Genomic DNA, 16,644 nt, shown 5'->3' with positions numbered 1-16,644 from the left:
GGCTACTCGCGCAGCGACGGGGCCAGCCCGAGCTCGCGGCGGACCTCGTCGAGGTCTCGCTCGAGCAGCGCGTTCCAGTCGGTCCGATGCAGATCGATCGCGGTCGCGTGCCCACGCGCGTAGGCGCGAAAGAACTCGTCGGGAACCAGCAGCCCCCGACTGGGCCCGTCGTCGAGGCGGATCCCGTGGTGGTATTGCAGCAGCGCGCGCAGCAGCAGCTCGATCGCCAGCGCCGGGGTATTGCCCGCGTGAAAGGCCGCGAGCAACATCTCGCCGTAGGGGTGGGGTGCGTAGCCAGTGAGGACGTGGGCGAGCTCGTGGACCACGAATTTATCCGAGATCCCCCTGCCCTCACCCGGAACCACCAGTCCGTGCACGCGATAGTGTCGCTGCAGCGCCCAGCCAACGCTGGTCGACGGCAGCAAACCCAGGCCCACGAACCGCGCGGCGACCAGTCGCTCGGCGCTCGAGCTCGTGAACACGGTGCCGACCAGCTGCCACCACAGCTCGCGCTTCGAGTCCGAGCGCTCGCCCCACAAGGTGTTCACGCTGTGATCGAGCATTCGCCAGCGCAGCTGCGCGAGCTTGCCGGCCGTCAGCAGCGAGAGCTGCTCGAGACCGCCGTCGGTGTCCGACACCCCGAGCTGCTCCGCGAGCGCGCGAATGCCCGCGGTCCGGGCCGGATCGCGGCGTTGATCCGCGAGCGACACGACCATCGCGGCGCGGACCAGCTCACACCGCGCGCCCATGTCGAACCCGCTCAGGGTCCGCAGCTCGGTGGCGTCGGACCGGGCGCCGAGCAACGAAGCCGCGACCTCGTCGTGCTCGAGCTCTCGGCCAAACACCCAGCGCAGCGCCGCGACGATCGCCGCCGGGATCAACGGATCCACGACCGAGCCGAGCGCCCTTGGGCACAGCGCGGCGACCAGCGCGGCCGAGCTCGCCTCCACGTTCGCCACCGCGGGCGGATCGAGCTTGGGACTCAGAGCGCCGCCTCGAAGACGGCTGGGAAGATGGCGGGCTTTGGGAGCCCGTGGTGGGCATCGCTGACCGCCGGCATGGGCGAGACGAATGACCCTTCTTGCCGCGGCTGGCAACCCATCCATCATAAGTATTTGATATCATTCACAATAATGACCATTGGTCGTCAGCGCCGCAACAGTGAAGCCGTGACACAACCGTTGCGTGGCGGTCCGGTATAACTGCGCCGATGGCCGACGCGCTGCGCAAGCTGCTCGCGCCCACACGCGGCGCGACCTTGGCTGGCTGGACCGCGGTGATGCTCGCGGCCGCGGAGTCGCACAAGCTCGTCGATCGCAAGCTGAGCGCGGGCGCGGAGCAAGAGCCGATCTTCGAGCGCTACATGAGGACCTGGACCGCCGGGATCCTGCGCGTGCTCTCGATCGATCTGCGCATGATCGGCGAGCTCCCGCCGCCGGCAGCCGGCCCGCGCCTGGTCATCAGCAACCATCGCACCGCGATCGATATCCCGCTGTTGCTGACCTACTTCGGCGGATCGGTGCTCAGCCGCGCCGACCTCGAGACCTGGCCGCTGCTCGGCCTCGCCGCCCAGAAGGCCCAGACGATCTTCGTCGACCGCGAGTCCAAGCACAGCGGCGCGGCTGCGATTCGCTCGATCCGCGCCCAGCTGCAGCGCGGCCGGACCGTGTGTGTGTTCCCCGAGGGCACGACCTTCGCGGGTGACGAGGTCCGGCCGTTCAACGCGGGCGCGTTCGCGGCCTGTCGCGGCCTCGACGTCGAGTTCGTGCCGGTCGGCCTCGCGTATCCGCCCGGCTGCGAGTACGTCACCGACAGCTTCCTGGCCCACGCGCGAGAGTTCGGCGCGCGTCGGCGAACGCCGGTCGCTATGGCCGTGGGCCAGCCGATTCGGCTCAGCGAGCGCACGGCCACGCTGACCGAGCGGCTCCACGCGCAGGTGCAGGCGCTCGCCCACGACGCCCGCGCGGGCTTGAACCGCGCCTGAGCCCAGCTCGAGCGCAGCTTGACCAGGTCGAGCCTCGGGCGTAGTCGATCGGCATGCGCAGCCTCGACAAACGCGTCGCCGTCGTCACCGGAGCCTCGAGCGGGATCGGCCGCGCGACTGCCAAAGCGCTGGCCGCCAAGGGCTGCACGCTGGCGATCGCCGACGTCGACGAGGGCGGTCTGGCCCAGACCGCCCGCGAGCTCGAGGGCGCCGGGCACACCACTCACGTCGTCGACGTCAGCGACAAGCAGCGCATGCTGGCGTTCGCCGACGAGGTCGAGCAGGCCCACGGCCCCGCGCACATCGTCGTCAACAACGCCGGGGTCACCGTGACCGACAAGCTCGAAGATCACAGCCTCGAGGACTTCGAGTGGATCGTCGGCATCAATTTCTGGGGCGTCGTGTACGGCTGCAAATTCTTCCTTCCGCAGCTGCAGGCCAACGGCTGGGGCGCGTTCGTCAACCTCTCGAGCATGTTCGGGCTGACCGGCGTGCCCAAGCAGAGCTCCTACTGCGCGACCAAATTCGCCGTCCGCGGGTTCACGGAGTCGCTGGCGATCGAGCTGGCCAACGAGAACATCGACGTGATCAGCGTGCACCCCGGGGGCATCCGCACCAACATCGCCCGCAACAGCCGCGGGGCCCCGGACGACAAGCGCCAGCAGGTCATTGACTGGTTCGACAACCACGGCATGAAGCCCGAGACCGCCGCGAGCAAGATCGTCTCCGCGATCGAGCACCGACGTCAGCGACTGGTGATCACCCGCGAGGCCTGGGCGACCGACATCGTCAAGCGCCTGTACCCGGCGATTCCCCGGCGCCTGGCCGGCTGGGTGGTCCGCAACCGCGAGCTTCTGTAGCCGACCCCGGCGTCACGCCGAGCGCGGGCCCACGTTCAGCTCGCGGCGCAGCTGCTCGAGATTTCGCGGAAACAGCTGCCACGGATCAAACCCGCTCGCGCTCAGATCCAAAGTCATCGCGGCGCCACGCTGAAACGCCCGGAGCACCGCGGGCGGATCGAACAGCCCGGTCTCTGGCGCGCTGTAGGGCGACATCGAGATCCCCAGGTGGAATTGCAGCGTGATCGTGAACAGCCAAAAGAACGGATCTTGGCGAGAGAAGCCCGCGACGAACGACACCAACTGGATCTCTTCGCTGGGCTCGATGCCGTACCCGCCCAGCACGTGAGCGCAGTCGTGCCACACGCCCGCCTCGGCGACGCCGTTGCCCTCGCCCGGGAACGGCAGCTCGTTACTGGTGACGAACTGAAAGTAGGCGTACCCCATCGTGTCGTGGGCCAGCGCGCCGGTCTCGATGTAGCGAGCCGCGAGCTCGGGATCCTTGGCGCGTCCGAGCATCGGTCCGACGATCTTCCACACGCCGCGGGGGCCCTCGGTCTCGAGCGCGCGCACGAACACGTCGCGCGCCCACGACCGCCGCGCGAGGTCCACCCACATCGCGCGGACCCGCCCCGCCGCGAGCTGCTCGAGGTTCTTCACGCGTGGCTCGTTCACGCCGAGCGCCGCCGCGATCGCGCGGACGATCGTCAGCTCGCTGGGGCTCACCTCACCGTCCATCAGCGCGGTGAGGATCGCGGCCTGCACGACCTGCTCGGCCTGCTTGGGGTCGAGCGCGGCGTCACGAAGCTCGTCGGGCTCGACCGCGTCCACGTCCGCGCTCGCGCCCAGCAGCTGGGCGGCGGCGATGACCAGCTCCGACTCGGTGGCGGTCTCCCCGTCACACCGGGCAACCGTCCGCATCACGCGGAGCGCGAGCGTGGCCACGGTCGGGCTCATGTCCATGAGGTGCACCCCGCAAGCGTGGCATCACTCGCGCGTGGGCAACAGCTAGGTCTTGGGCGGGTGCTCGCGCAGGCGCACGATCGTGGCCCCCCAGCTGCCTTCGCCGTGGCCGCCGAGCCGGAAGTCCTCGACCAGCGGGTGCTTCTCGAGCAGTGAGTGCACGGTTCGACGCAGCACCCCCTTGCCCTTGCCGTGCACGATCCGCAGGTCCCGGATCTCCCGCGCATGACAGACGTCGATGTACTCGCGGACCAGCGGCGCAACTTCTTTGGGCGAAAAATTGTGCAGGTCGAGCTCGCCGTCGACGGCGACCTCGGCGGCCGCCGTCTCAGCGCGGGCCGACGCCCCGGCCCACGGCGCGCCGGGCAGTCCGCGCGGCCCCGCGTTGCGCAGGGACTTGGGTCGACGCACCCGGCCTTCGTTGCCCCGCACGCGTCGCTCGAGGTCCCGCCGCAGCCACGCGCGAACGCCCGCGAGCCCGAGCGATCCGGTCTTGGCGTGGCGCCGCCAGGTGCCCGCGACGCAGACCTCGAGGCAGCGCTGAAGCACCTCGGCGTGGAGCCGGACCTCGACCACGCGCAGCTCGCCGAACATCGCCGCGGCCACGAAGTCGAGGGCCAGCTCGTTCGCGTCGTCGAGCTGCTCGGTCTCGCCTGTCTCGCCTGTCTCGCCTGTCACGGGATCGAGCGCCATCAGCTCGGTCCAGCCGCCGAAGCGCAGCCGGATCAACGTGGGGCCGACGCCAACCTCGATCCACTCGCCGCCCCCCGGCCCGATCTCGACCACTTTCAAGCGTTGCCCGGCGTCGGTGCCCAGCTCACCGCGGGGCGTGAGCGCGAGCTCGGACGGACAAGTCGCGATCAGACGCTCGAGCGCCACCAGCAGCTCCCTCGGCCCGCGCGACTCGACCCTATCGCTCACGAGCGCCGCTCGGCGAGGACGGCTATCAACACCGCCCGCACGCCGGGCTCGTCGAGTCCACGCAGACTCTGCATCAGCTCCTCGCTGCGATGCTGCAAGCCCACCAGCGCGAGGGTGGCCGGCGTGATCGGTGGCGCAATCTGCTGGCGATGCACGAGCCGCAACAGCTGCTCGAGCTCGCCTGTCGGCACACCTGTCAGGGCGATCGAAACTTGCGACATCGCGGAACACTTAGCGCAGCGAGCGGCCCGAGGCCAGCGCCAACGCGGGCGAACTCACGTAGTTCCTGGCAATACCAGCGCGACACCCGAGTTGGGTCCCCCGCGCCAGGGAAGCCCCTGCCGCCCACCAGACAACATGCTCATCACCATCATCGCCTCCGTCGCCTGTGTCAGTGTCGCCCTGCTCCCCGCCGCCGCCGAGCTCCAGCGGTTGCACGAGGACCGCCAAAACCCCGTGCGCCTGCTCGATGTCCCCACTCGCCGCGACCAGGCCAAGGCTCAGCCCAAGCGCTGAGCACCACCCCCACATGCGAGGCGGCTGCAGTCGGTCAGGTCCGAGCGCGTCTGGGAGCCCAGACGACTCGGACTGGCAGCCGATCTTGCCCAGCCACCCCGACGCGGACTCGCCCATCGACTTGCCCAGCTCCCCGGGCTGCTCGGTGCTCAGGGCCCCGCGCACCGCCGCGACCTCGTCGGCGAGCAGCCCCGTCAACCGCATCAACTTCTGCCCGCCCTCGCTGGCCTCGAACAGCTCGCGCCACTCGACCTTGCCGAGCTCGCGGGGATCGACCATCCCGGTCTCGTACACGCGACAGCCCTGCGGCACCTGCTTCAACAGGACATGCCGCAGCATCCCACACTACCTCGCCCGAGTGTTTGCTCGGATCAGCGGATCGACATGCCGAACCAGTCACCCACCTCGGCCACGCCCAGGACGCCCGAGCTGTTCTGATGCCAGATCTGGCAGTCGACGGACGTCAGCCCACCGACCGCGCCATACAGAACATTGGCCGCGCCCGCCTCCAGCTGAGCGCCGATCGCCTCCATCGGGACCCCGATCGCCAGATCCATGGAGCCGTCAGCGTCAAAGTCCCCCACCGTCAACGCGCTGCCGAGCGCATCGAAGCTCTCGGCGACCCCGAGCACGCCACCGCTGTTTTGGTGCCAGAGCTGATTGTCGACCGCCGCCAGGCCAATGTCCGATCCGTAGAGCAGGTTGACCGCGCCCGCGTCGGCTTCGGTGGTCGCGCCCTCCAGATCTTCGCCTGGCACGCCGATCGCCAGATCATCGCGGCCGTCGTCGTCGAAGTCACCCGCAGCCAGCGACCGACCGAAGTGATCGATCCCCTCGGCCACGCCCAGGATCCCCCCGCTGTTCTGATGCCAGATCTGATCGTCGGCCTCGTTGAGGCCAGCGGTGGATCCGTAGATCGTGTTCACGGCGCCGGCCTGGCTCGTCAGCCCCACCCCCTCGTTGGGGACGCCAACCGCGAGGTCAGCGTACCCGTCATTGTCGAAGTCCCCGACCGCGAGCGCGCGACCAAACTCGTCACCTGGCTCGCCTGCGCCGAGGATCCCCAGGCTGTTCTGATGCCAGATCTGGTCACCGGTCGCCGAGAGCCCCATGTTGGTGCCGTAGAGCACGTTGACCATGCCCGCGTTGGCGATCATGGCCAGGTCCTCTTCGGGCACACCGATCGCTAGATCAGCGTGTCCGTCGCTGTTGAAGTCGCCGGCCGCCAGCGCGCTGCCAAACGAGTCCCCCGGCTCCGCGCCGCCGCCGACCCCGGAGATGTCTTGATGCCAGATCTGGTTGCCGGCTGCGCTCAGGCCGGCCGCCGAGCCATAAATGACGTTCACCGCGCCCGCGTCCGCGAGCCCACCGATGTCCTCGGCGGGCACGCCGATCGCGAGATCGTGATACCCATCATTGTTGAAGTCAGCGCTGGTCAATGCCCAACCAAACAGGTCATCGGCCTCGGCGGCCCCAAGGATATTCGCGCTGTCTTGGTGCCACAGCTGATTGCCCGTCGCGGTCAAGCCCGCCCCGGAGCCATACAGCACATTGACGGCGCCGCCGTTGGCCAGCATGCCAATGCTCTCGTACGGAGCACCGATCGCGAGGTCAGCGAAGCCGTCAGCGTTGAAATCCCCGACCGCGAGCGTCGCGCCGAACCCGTCGCCTGGCTCGGCGGCCCCGTCGACACCCGCGCTGTCTTGATGCCACAGCTGGTTGCCAACCACGGTCAGGCCGGTCCCCGAGCCATACAACACGTTGACAGCCCCGGCCCACGGGAGGTTGCTGCCCAAGGCCTCACCCGGGGTTCCGATCGCCAGGTCGTCGTAACCGTCGCCGTTGAAGTCAGCCCGCGCCCCCGCGCTGGACCCACCAGCGCCGACCGGGCTCACCAAGCCTTCGGGTTGAACACCAACGTCATCGACTTCGGCCACGCGCTGGTCTTCGAGTGCCCCACCAGTCTCGGGCGCACATACACAAAGACCGATTAGCATGATTGCAGCGGCGCCCGAGCGAGCGCCGATGATTGGTGTTTGATGATTCACGGGACACTCCTGCTCTGGCCACACTGGACCGGGCGCCACATTCACCGCAACTTGACCAGTGTAGCCCCGAACGGCATCGATCAAGTCCGCGGCCAGCGCGGCGCTCTATCCGTCGGATTGTGTCGAGAGCGTCGCGCTCGCATGGAGTCCCCGCACCAATAAAATTGCGATCATGCCCACAACCTCCAAGACCACCCACATTCGGTTGTTCACACGCACATCTATCTATCTGGCGTGCATCTCTCACTCCGCGACTGGCAGCTGCGACACCCTGAGTCAGCCGAATTGATTGCACGCGCGCACGGGCAAAGCATCGGCGTCACGCCGTCTCCGCCGAGCAATCTGCGCGACCCTGACTAATTCCAGATCGGGCTGGTCCAGGCGCGCTCCTGGATCACGTCGATCGCGGTATCACACGCTCCAGGCAGTTCCTCGCCCGCGGCCGCGAGCGCGTTGCAGTCGCGCGTGGTCCATCGACACACTGGATTCTCGACCACCCGGGCGTAGTACCAGGCCCGCTCGGCTGGATCATAGGCTGGGTCGACCCAGTATCCACACAGTTGCGCGCTCCCGGCCCCTTGCGTCTCGCAAGTGTCAACATCCACGCTCGCGCCAGTTGGCGCGCCAGCGATCTCGTACACCTCCACGTGCGACTCGCCGTTTTCGTCGACCCAGCCCTTGATCAGCTGGATACGCTCGAGATCCGTCCCGGGCGCCGCCGCGGTGCCTGGGTCCTTGAGCGCCTGGACCACAAAGCCCGGCGCAGCGGACGAGCTTGGCTGGGTCGGAAGATCCCCACCCATCGGCACCCCGCGCTCATACCCAAGCTCGACCAGGTCCGCGCGCGAGCAGATGTCAGCGGGCAGATCCCAGCCTCCAAACATCCGCACGGCCATGCGCGGGCCCGAGGTCCCGTAGGTCTCGCGGCGTCGCATCGCGTCGAAGATCGACTCGCGGTTGTTCTGCTCGGCCCACACCGCGATCAGCCCGCCCGGAGAGTCCTGCGGACCGCCCGGCAGCGTCCCCGTCAGGCGCTGGTAGGGTGAGCCCTCGGCCGCGCCGAAGTGCCCGGGATAGTCGTACTCCTCGACCGCGCCCGGGGTGCCATTGTGGGTGTCGGTGCTGGCCATCAGGCCGAGCTTGTAGGGGTTGACGCCCAGGCGCTCGTGCTCGCGCAGACCCTCGGTCAAGATCCCCCGGGCGAAGTCGAGGCGCGACACGCAGCCGCCGTTGATCATGCCCTGGGTGCCCGTCCCGTCGCCGCAGTCCTCGAACTCACCCGTGCGCAGCTTCTCGAAGTCACACAATTCGTCCGGGGCGCCGAGCGGGTTGGCCAGGCCATTGGTACACTCGCTGTCGCCCTTGTGCTGATAGATCTCGAGCAGCGGCTCGAGCCGCGCGCGCAGGCTCGCTAGCTCGGCCTCGTCGCCTTCGGGATACTCGACCGCGAACATGTTGCCATTCGACCAGTTGCTGTTATGCGGGATCGCCAGCACGTCGCAGCCGTTGAGCCCCTCGATGCAGTCGCGGTCGAGCGCGCGCCACAGGCCCCAATAGTCGGGCTCCTCGAAGTGGGTGGCCGGGATCGCCGGGACCCGCTCGCTGCGAAACACCACATTGCGGTGCAGATTGGACAGGGTCTTGGCCCCCGACCACTCGTAGGCGACGAAGCTCGTGAAGCTGCACGCGGCGCTGCGATCGTAGGCGGCCTCGGCCGCCTCCTGGGTGCGGACCCAGGCGTCGCTCAGGCTGCTCGAGCAGTCGGTGACCTCGCAGATCGCCTTGGGACGCACGGGCGTCTGGGCGCCCAGCCCCAGCCCCCACTGCACGAGCACCGCCGGATCCCCCTCGCGCAGGCCAATGCACAGATCGCTGGAGTACGCGGGCGAGTCAGGATCTTTGCAGGCCGAGACCTCACCCAGGTACTCGCCGTGATCCGTGACCGCCGCGAAGTCCAGCGGCCGCTCGAGCTGGTGGAGGCGCACCCCGCCGGCGTCATCCGGGAGCTCGACGGCCTCGCCGCGGGCGAACTCGTAGGCGGCGAAGGGATCCACGTCGACGCGGTTGATGTACGCGTCGAACGAGTAGCTGGTGTGCACGTGGAGATCGCCGAAGTACACGTTGCGCAGCGGGTTGTTGTCGCTGCACGGCTCGCGATCCTCGACGAAGGGAGGCTCCTCGGCGGGCTTGCACGCGGTCAGCGAGGACGCGAGCGCCAGCGCGGTCAGGGGGAGCCGCGGACAGCGAGCGAGCGGGGTCATCGCCGGGAGCTTAACCCCAAAACCCCAGCACCCGATCGATCGTCCACGCGAACGCGAGCGCGCCCATCACCCAGGTCGGAGCCAGGGTCCCCAATCGCGCGATCTTTGGGCGGAGCTGGGCCGCGCGGGCCAGCGCGCGGGCGCCGAGCAGTACCACCAGCAACACCGCGACGACGGCCAGCTGGCCCAGCTCCACGCCGACGTTGAAGCCCAGCAGCGCCAGGGGGATCTGTCCCTGCGGCAGCCCGACCTCGCTGAGCGCGCCCGCGAACCCGAACCCGTGCAGCAGTCCAAACCCGAACGCGACCACCCACGGGTACCGCCAGCTCCAGGTGTCGCGCGCGGTCTCGTCGGTCTGGCCGCGCGCCAGCTCGCGCGCGAGCAGCAAGATCGACAGCGCGATCCCGGCCTCGACCGGCGGCCCCGGGACCTGGACCAGCTGCAAGGTCGCGGCCGCCAGGGTGATGCTGTGCGCCAGCGTGAACGCGGTCACCGTCCACACCAGGGTCCGCGTGTCGCTGCCCGCTGCGCGCACCAACAACACCAGGCCAAGCACGAACAGCAGGTGATCGGGGCCAAGCAAGATGTGTTCGATGCCCAGCGCCACGTAGTCCGAGAACACCGAGTCGGAGCCAGCTTGTTCGGTCGCACCGTCCACGGTCATCGTCGGTTGATCGGGCCCGAGCACCGAGGTGATCTGGGTCCCGTCGACGAACCGAAGCTCGACGATCACGTCGACCGGGTGACGGTCGAGCCCCGCGACCCCCAGCTCACCCACGAGACCCTGCGCGCCACAGTCGAGCCGGATCTGACGCAGCTCGCAGTGCGCGGGCACGATCGGGGTCAGCTCGCCCTCGCCGATCGCCCCGGCGGTGCTCTGCGCGGGCGCGACCAGGCGCAGGTCAAACGAGCCGTTCTCCCCGCTCGGGTTGGGCCGCTCGGTCAGCCGCAGCAGCGCGGGTCGAAACTCGTGGGCGCGCGCCGGACCGCTGGTCAGCACGATCGTGAGCAACAAGAGCAGCAGCGAGGCCCGCGGCAGCCAGACCCTGCGCGGCCCGGGACCGCCGCTACTCACCCTCGCCCTCGATCTCCAGCTGATAGCGATCGCGCAGCTCGTCCATCGCCCGCTGGCGCGCCCGCTCCCGCGCCTCGTTCAGCACCCCCTGGCGAGCCTGACCGCGGACCTCGTCGACGCTGGCCAGGCGGCCCGGCAGACGCTCCTCGACATGAACGAGGTGCCAGCCGTAGAGCGAGCGGATGCGATGCCAGCCGAGCTCAGGCAGCGCCCCGACGCTGTCGCCAAACTCCGGCCCGAAGCTGCGGTTGAGCTCAACCACGGTCTTGGGTTGCAGGACCTGGCCCAGGGCGAACCCCTCGCCGAGCGTGGCCGGGTCGGCGCCGTCGGCCAGCGCCTGCTCGAGCTCGACCAGCTTGGCCTCCGGCACCACCCGCGATGAACTCGGCACGAACACGTGGACCAGCCCGAACCGCGGCGCTTGCTCGAAGCGATCGGCGTGGTCCTTGATCCACTGCTCGAGCTGGGCGTCGCTCGGCTCGGGCGGGTCGTCGACCTCTTCGAACAAGAACGCCAGCTTCTGAACCAGGCGCCGACGGACGATCGGATCGCCGCGATCGAGACCCAGCGCCCGCGCCTCGCGGTACAGCATCTCGGCGTCGGCCCACTCGCGGATCGCCGCGTCACGCTCGTCGGCGGTCGGCTCGCGGCCAAGCCGACGCGCCTGCTGGTCGTGGATCCGCGCGAGCGTGTCTGCGGACACCACGATCGTCTCGCCGACCGGGGCTGGGCGGACCAGCTCGTACAGGCCAAACAGCGCGACGCCAGCGACCGCGAAGTGCAGCAGCGGCTCACGGTACCAGGGGCGGGCGCTCACGCGGCGATGATCACCAGCGCGGGGCCCAAGATCAAACGACCACGACGGTAGTCGTCAGCCCCGCAGCACGTCGGCGAGCGTCTCTTGCATGGCCCGCGCGCTCTCGAAACGCTTGTCGGGATCCTTGGCCGTGGCCTTTTGGATCACCACATCCAGCCCGCACACCAAGGTCGCGGGGTAGCTCTCGGGCAGGTAGGTGCTCGGTGGCGCGGGCACGCGATCGCGCTGGGCCGCGAGCAGGGCCTGGAACGGCCCGCCCATCAGATCGCTGAAGGGGTGGCGGTTGGTCAGCGCCTCGTACAGGGCCATGCCGGTCGCGTACACGTCTGCGCGCCCGTCGACCTGGCGGCCGTGCTGGGTCTGCTCGGGCGCGATGTAGCGCGGGTCCCCCACCAGGTGCGTTTCGGTCCGCGGCTTCGAGAGATCCAGCGCGACCCCAAAGTCCAGCAGCTTGCTGGTCACGAAGTTGGTGTTGGGATCGCGGGTCACGAACAGGTTCTCGGGCTTCACGTCCCGGTGGATCACGTTGCAGTCGTGGCTGTACTGCAGGGCGCCCAGGATCTGCCGAAACACGTCGGCGATCAGGCGCAGCGGGATCTGCTGCTCGCGTCGGCGCGCGCGACCCACCAGCGTGCCGAGGTCTCGACCCGGCAGGAACTCCATCACGAACCACGAGAAGCCCTGGCCCGGGACCCCGACCAGATCGAACACGCGGGCGATCGACGGGTGACAGAACCGGGCGCCCCAGATCGCCTCGCGTCGAAATCGATCGCGCTCGGACTCGGGCACATCCGGCTTCATGACCTTGAGCGCGACCGCGCGCTCGAGCACCGGGTCCCACGCCCGGTACACCCAGCCCATGCCGCCCTCTCCGATCAGGCCCTCGATCTGGTACTGCTTGGTGTGGGCGAGCATGGTCCCGGCCACGAGCTGCGCTTGATCGGGATCGAGCAACCACGACGGCGTCACCAGCTCGCGCGGCCGCCGGGGTCGCTCGGCACCGCCGCGCTGGGTCGGCGGCGTCGCGGGCTTGGTGGACGTGCGGAGCAGCGAAGCCGGGATCACCGTGGGCATGGCCCGAACCTACGGATTCACCCCGCGATCCGCGAAAAACTGGCGAAAACTACCGCCGTGTGGGATCGGCGTCGCACGCTCGAGCGAGAACGAGGTCAGATCAGACGGCTGGCACTGACAGTTCGTGCACGCCAGCCACGATTGTCTCCGGAAGATCGATCGGGCCTGCAGATGTCTCGATGCGGGTTGGGCCGGCGGGGAGCGGCTTCCACCCCTCCGCCCAGATCGTCCGCTCGCGAGCCCGGACCACCACGATCTCTGGCCTGCCAGCGGAGAAGAGGGCCGCCGATCCATCGACTCCCAGACGGACCTCCGAGACCGGCTGAGATCCGCTCGTCAATACGAACACCGCGAGCCGATCGAGCGCCGCCTCCAGCGGATGGAGACTGTGCCCCCGCTCCCGAAGCCAGCGCTCCACCTCGTCCGCGTCGCCGCCGTGGTAGAAGCTCTCGATCCGCTGGTTGACGTCCACTGCGGCCCAGGCTAGCTCGCCATCGCTGGCGACCAGCTCGCACAGCAAGTCCAGGAGATCGAGCGCGTCGTCCCAGTCGGCGTGCGCTTCGGGCTCCTCGACGGCATCCCAGAACTCGCCGAGGTCACCGCGGTGCGCGGCGAAGAACCAGGTGAGCTGAACCTCGCGACCAGCTGCGGGCTGGCCTGTCAGCGCTCGCGGGAGCGCTTCGGGCCGGCACCACACAACAGGGCCGCGGATGGTCTCATGGAGGTCGGCCGGCCAGATCTCAGCAGCGGCGGCGCAGCGGCAGGGCCCCGGGGCGAGCTCACGCATGGCTTCATGGAGTTTGGACGCCTGAGCGAGGTCGACGCCATGGGTGGCGAGCCAGGGCTCGTAGGATGACTCGTCGTGCTCGCAGGGCTCGTCCGCTGCCTCCAGCCAGTTGGTGAACGAGGCCCACTGATCGGCCGGGATGATCTCGCAAACGGTGAGATGTGCCTGGAGTCGCTGCATCGCCGGAGGGAGTGTACCGATTGGCCGGGCGTCCACAAGCTCCCCGTCGACAGGTCGCCATGTTGTGGAGGTGGTGTCGTGGTCTATCGGCAGGCTCGGGGGTTGTGCCAAGCTCCCCGGCGTGTCGGGTCCACGCGCTGTCGACTTTCGCCCAACGAGCGAAGACATCGCCGCGCTGCCCGTGGATCCGCTGCGGCTCTTGGTCAGCGCGTGCATCGCTGGGGTTGCCTGCGCCAACGATGGAGACAGCCGGACGCAGCCGGGGACGCTCGTCGAGCTTCTGAGTCTCGCCACCGTCGAGGTCACGCGCTACTGCCCTGAGCACGAGGCCTTCGGGTCGCCGCGGGAGCTATGCGACATCGTCGGTGGCGATGGCTTCGACGTGCTCGACGGCCTCGCGCGGGTCCTGACAGCGTCAGGGGTCGACTGGACCGCGGGCCTCGTCGACAGCGCGGCACGGATGGTCGAGCTCGCCCGGCGCTCGCGCGTCGACGTCGCGATCCTCATGGACACGAGCGCCGCCTGCGGATCGCAGGTCATCTACGACGGCGATCGCAGCCTCGGCCGCCGCGTGCCTGGCCAGGGGGTCTGCGCCGCGGCGCTCGCTCGCGCGGGGGTGTGGATCATTTCCCACCGCGACTTTCGGTCGCTCGAGGTGCTGCGCAGCCGCGTCGATCCCAGCCACGAGCCCGATCCCGACGCCCTCGACTACCCCGAGACCGAGTGGTACCGGCGCCTGTTTCCCTCGCGCTGAGGCCCCAGGGCCGTGTCCCCACTACCCCGCGCCGGCTTCGATCACCGGACGAAAGAACATGCACTCCGCCGGGATTTCCTGGTCCGCCTTCAGCTGGCCGAGCTTGCAGTCCCACCCGCGCAGCGCGTCCATGGTCTCGATCAACACCTGCGCGGGGATGTCGTTCTCGGCGCTGACGGTGACGACGGTCTCGCTCGGGTAGGCGGCCTTGAAGTCCACGGCGATCGCCCCGAGCGCGGCGTAGTCGTAGCGATCGTAGTCGTCAGCGGGCGCGTTGGGCTTGGCCAGCGGGATCGTCGGGGCTCGGCTGTCGAGGGCCTTGCCCGCGTCCGCGCCCTGCTGCTGGGCCGCGCTGCTGACCCGAAACCCGTCAGCCAGGATGAAGACCTTCAGCTCGAGCCGCTTGGCAGCATCGGGCGGCTCCGGATTCGGGGACGGGGCCACGGTGGTCTTTGGCGGAGAGATCGCGACAGCGGCCATGCTCGCGACTTCCATCGCCAAGAGCAGGGCCGGTATCAGCAAAAACATGATGTTCATGACCGGAAGCACGTTGGCTTCGCCAATCGACACTTCCTCGGGGTTTCGTGGGCGGCGTGGCATCGCTGCCCAGTCACCTCCGCCCGCCGTTGGTTCCAATCGCGCGACTCGCTCAGCCCGCGCGCAATCCCCCGCTCACCCCCTCACTCAGCCCCTCACTCAGCCCCTCACTCAGCCCTGTGGGTCGGGCAGGCACAGCCCCCCACCCTCGATCTGCGCGTTGGTCCGGTAGGTGTTGAGCGTCTCCCAGTTGTTGATCGGCTGGGTCGGGATGGTCCCGTCTTCGCGCACGTTGGTCACGTAGTAGGCGTGCTGATTCCAGATCCGGCGGGCCTGGATCCAGCGATCTTCGACGTCGCGGATCACCTGCAGGGCTGGCTGCGCCGACATCGAGACGACCAGGATCTCGGCCGAGCCGTCGTTGTCGACGTCGGCGACGGTCGGGTACTCGGAGATCGTCGCGCTCCCCCGCGCCTGCTGCAGCAGCACGGCGCCGGTCTGGCCGTCGTAGATCCGCATGAACTGCTCGTCGGCGTACATGGCCTCGGCCACGCCGTCGCCCAGAAAGTCGAAGGCCGTGCCTCCGGCCGCGCCCGAGTTGTCGGAGACCATCGCCTGCCACAGCACGTCGGCGTTCTGCGGGCCCTGATAGACGGCATAGAATTGCCGCGAGGAGCTGGCCATCTCGGCGATCCCGTCGCCGTCGAAGTCGTGGATCGTGCCCGGCCGCTGCCACACGAGGTACGCGCCCGCGGCCACCCCGGTCGGCGTGACGGGACCCCACTTGATCGTGCCGTCGTGCTCGACCAGGAACAGGCCCGAGCCCGAGGTCACGAAGATCTCGGGCTCGGGGTCGTCGTCGAGGTTGCCGATCTGTGGGATCGACTGACCCGTGATCGTTGGATAGTTCTCGAAGTACACGGTGCCGTCGAAGTGGTAGGCCGAGTGGCCGGTCACGACCTCCATCAGCCCGTCCCCGTCGAGATCGACGCCCACGCTGGCCTCGAGTTCGCCCGGCGCCGGATTGATATGCTCCCACAGCAAGACCCCGTCGCTGTCGTAGACCTCGTGATTGAAGATGATCTCGGGATTGCCGTCGGCGTCGAGATCGTGGATCGCAATGGCCCCCGACTGCCGATAAAATTGGTTGGCCGCGGCCCCATCGATCTGGTTGATCCACTTGACCGTGCCGTCGTGCTCGAACGCCTTGAGCCTGAACACCCCGCCGGGGCTGTTCCACACTGTGACCAGCTCCGGGAGCCCGTCATTGTCGATGTCACCAAACGCGGGGGTCGCGACGCACGAGACGTGCTCACTCGGTGGAATGTTGAAGTGCTCGACCCCCGTCTCGCCGTCCAGAAAGTGCACATAGCAGTCGGTGTTGTAGCTAATCGAGGTATTCGAGACCAGGATCGCGTCGGGGATGTCGCACAGATCGATCTCGCCGTCCTCGTTGTCGTCGGTGAAGTTGCCGACCAGGGGCGTGACCCAGCTCTTCTCGTTGGCCCCAAAGGTCCACTGAATGTCGGGCTCGAAGCTGTCGGGTGGCGCCGACTCCTCGCACTCGCCGACCGCGTTCATGTTGTCGGAGACCTTGCACTCGTCGACGAAGCCGCCCGTGTCGTCGGCGTCGGGGATCGTCATGTCGAACTTGATCGGGCCGCCGTCGCCATCGCCCGGATCGCCGTCGCCATCGCCCGGATCGCCGTCGCCGTCGCCAGAGTCACCATCACCGTCGCCCATGTCCGCGCTGGTGGTGTCCCCGATCGAGATCCCGACGTCGTCGTCGCCGTCGGCTTCAGTCTGCTGGCCACCACCGCAAGCGGCGAGCGAGAGCGCGGCAGTGATCACGGTCGAACGAACCGACGTAGGCGTAGACATGCGCGCA

General features: G+C 68.6%; 16 protein-coding genes. 3 read left to right on the top strand and 13 right to left on the bottom strand.

Annotation, left to right across the window (positions count from 1 at the left end; translation table 11 throughout):
• Positions 1 to 2 precede the first annotated feature (2 nt).
• Positions 3 to 959 (bottom strand): hypothetical protein, encoded by a 957-nt coding sequence (locus tag ENSA7_RS33020; protein ID WP_106093386.1) that lies wholly within the window; start codon positions 957 to 959, stop codon positions 3 to 5.
• 251 nt (positions 960 to 1,210) lie between these two features.
• Here ENSA7_RS33020 and ENSA7_RS33015 point away from each other — a divergent pair, with 251 nt between their 5' ends.
• Both ENSA7_RS33015 and ENSA7_RS33010 read left to right on the top strand, forming a co-directional pair.
• The gene (locus tag ENSA7_RS33015; RefSeq protein WP_106093385.1) at positions 1,211 to 1,984 is read left to right on the top strand and encodes a lysophospholipid acyltransferase family protein; all 774 of its coding nucleotides are present in this window, start codon (positions 1,211 to 1,213) and stop codon (positions 1,982 to 1,984) included.
• A 53-nt stretch (positions 1,985 to 2,037) separates the two neighbouring features.
• Complete coding sequence (locus tag ENSA7_RS33010) at positions 2,038 to 2,844, top strand: SDR family NAD(P)-dependent oxidoreductase (protein ID WP_106093384.1); 807 nt, start codon at positions 2,038 to 2,040, stop codon at positions 2,842 to 2,844.
• Between the two features lie 12 nt (positions 2,845 to 2,856).
• Here ENSA7_RS33010 and ENSA7_RS33005 read toward each other — a convergent pair whose 3' ends face one another.
• The 10 genes from ENSA7_RS33005 to ENSA7_RS32960 all read right to left on the bottom strand — a co-directional run bounded on the left by ENSA7_RS33005 (position 2,857) and on the right by ENSA7_RS32960 (position 13,576).
• Positions 2,857 to 3,780 (bottom strand): TerB family tellurite resistance protein, encoded by a 924-nt coding sequence (locus tag ENSA7_RS33005; protein WP_181234341.1) that lies wholly within the window; start codon positions 3,778 to 3,780, stop codon positions 2,857 to 2,859.
• 51 nt (positions 3,781 to 3,831) lie between these two features.
• The gene (locus tag ENSA7_RS45545) at positions 3,832 to 4,707 is read right to left on the bottom strand and encodes a Smr/MutS family protein (protein ID WP_244923991.1); all 876 of its coding nucleotides are present in this window, start codon (positions 4,705 to 4,707) and stop codon (positions 3,832 to 3,834) included.
• Positions 4,704 to 4,928, bottom strand: a complete 225-nt coding sequence (locus ENSA7_RS32995; protein WP_106093382.1) for a hypothetical protein — start codon at positions 4,926 to 4,928, stop codon at positions 4,704 to 4,706. Before ENSA7_RS32995 ends, ENSA7_RS45545 begins: the two co-directional genes overlap by 4 nt.
• Before the next feature lie 10 nt (positions 4,929 to 4,938).
• Positions 4,939 to 5,562 (bottom strand): hypothetical protein, encoded by a 624-nt coding sequence (locus ENSA7_RS32990; RefSeq protein WP_106093381.1) that lies wholly within the window; start codon positions 5,560 to 5,562, stop codon positions 4,939 to 4,941.
• Positions 5,563 to 5,594: 32 nt separating this feature from the next.
• Positions 5,595 to 7,160, bottom strand: coding sequence for an FG-GAP repeat protein (locus tag ENSA7_RS32985; protein ID WP_181234340.1), 1,566 nt, complete (start codon positions 7,158 to 7,160; stop codon positions 5,595 to 5,597).
• Positions 7,161 to 7,627: 467 nt separating this feature from the next.
• Positions 7,628 to 9,532 carry a DUF3604 domain-containing protein gene (locus ENSA7_RS32980; RefSeq protein WP_106093379.1) on the bottom strand — a complete coding sequence of 635 codons (1,905 nt, stop codon included), beginning with the start codon at positions 9,530 to 9,532 and terminating at the stop codon, positions 7,628 to 7,630.
• Positions 9,533 to 9,542: 10 nt separating this feature from the next.
• Positions 9,543 to 10,607 carry a HupE/UreJ family protein gene (locus ENSA7_RS32975; RefSeq protein ID WP_219908101.1) on the bottom strand — a complete coding sequence of 355 codons (1,065 nt, stop codon included), beginning with the start codon at positions 10,605 to 10,607 and terminating at the stop codon, positions 9,543 to 9,545.
• A complete protein-coding gene (locus tag ENSA7_RS32970) occupies positions 10,600 to 11,424 on the bottom strand; it encodes a peptidylprolyl isomerase (protein ID WP_106093378.1) in 825 nt (274 codons plus the stop codon). The genes ENSA7_RS32975 and ENSA7_RS32970 overlap by 8 nt, the downstream gene beginning before the upstream one ends.
• Before the next feature lie 54 nt (positions 11,425 to 11,478).
• Positions 11,479 to 12,498: a serine/threonine-protein kinase gene (locus tag ENSA7_RS32965; RefSeq protein WP_106093377.1), complete on the bottom strand. Its 1,020-nt coding sequence runs from the start codon at positions 12,496 to 12,498 to the stop codon at positions 11,479 to 11,481.
• A 100-nt stretch (positions 12,499 to 12,598) separates the two neighbouring features.
• Positions 12,599 to 13,576 (bottom strand): hypothetical protein, encoded by a 978-nt coding sequence (locus ENSA7_RS32960; protein WP_181234339.1) that lies wholly within the window; start codon positions 13,574 to 13,576, stop codon positions 12,599 to 12,601.
• Positions 13,577 to 13,586: 10 nt separating this feature from the next.
• Here ENSA7_RS32960 and ENSA7_RS32955 point away from each other — a divergent pair, with 10 nt between their 5' ends.
• Complete coding sequence (locus ENSA7_RS32955) at positions 13,587 to 14,219, top strand: 2-thiouracil desulfurase family protein (protein WP_181234338.1); 633 nt, start codon at positions 13,587 to 13,589, stop codon at positions 14,217 to 14,219.
• Positions 14,220 to 14,240: 21 nt separating this feature from the next.
• Here ENSA7_RS32955 and ENSA7_RS32950 read toward each other — a convergent pair whose 3' ends face one another.
• The gene (locus ENSA7_RS32950) at positions 14,241 to 14,819 is read right to left on the bottom strand and encodes an ExbD/TolR family protein (RefSeq protein ID WP_106093374.1); all 579 of its coding nucleotides are present in this window, start codon (positions 14,817 to 14,819) and stop codon (positions 14,241 to 14,243) included.
• Between the two features lie 108 nt (positions 14,820 to 14,927).
• Positions 14,928 to 16,637: an FG-GAP repeat domain-containing protein gene (locus tag ENSA7_RS32945; RefSeq protein WP_181234337.1), complete on the bottom strand. Its 1,710-nt coding sequence runs from the start codon at positions 16,635 to 16,637 to the stop codon at positions 14,928 to 14,930.
• Positions 16,638 to 16,644 lie beyond the last annotated feature (7 nt).

This window comes from Enhygromyxa salina (assembly GCF_002994635.1).
Classification (GTDB): Bacteria; Myxococcota_A; Polyangia; order Nannocystales; family Nannocystaceae; genus Plesiocystis; species Plesiocystis salina_B.
The sequence above is the reverse complement of the archived record's forward strand: the minus strand, read 5'-3'. Positions and strand labels throughout refer to the sequence as shown.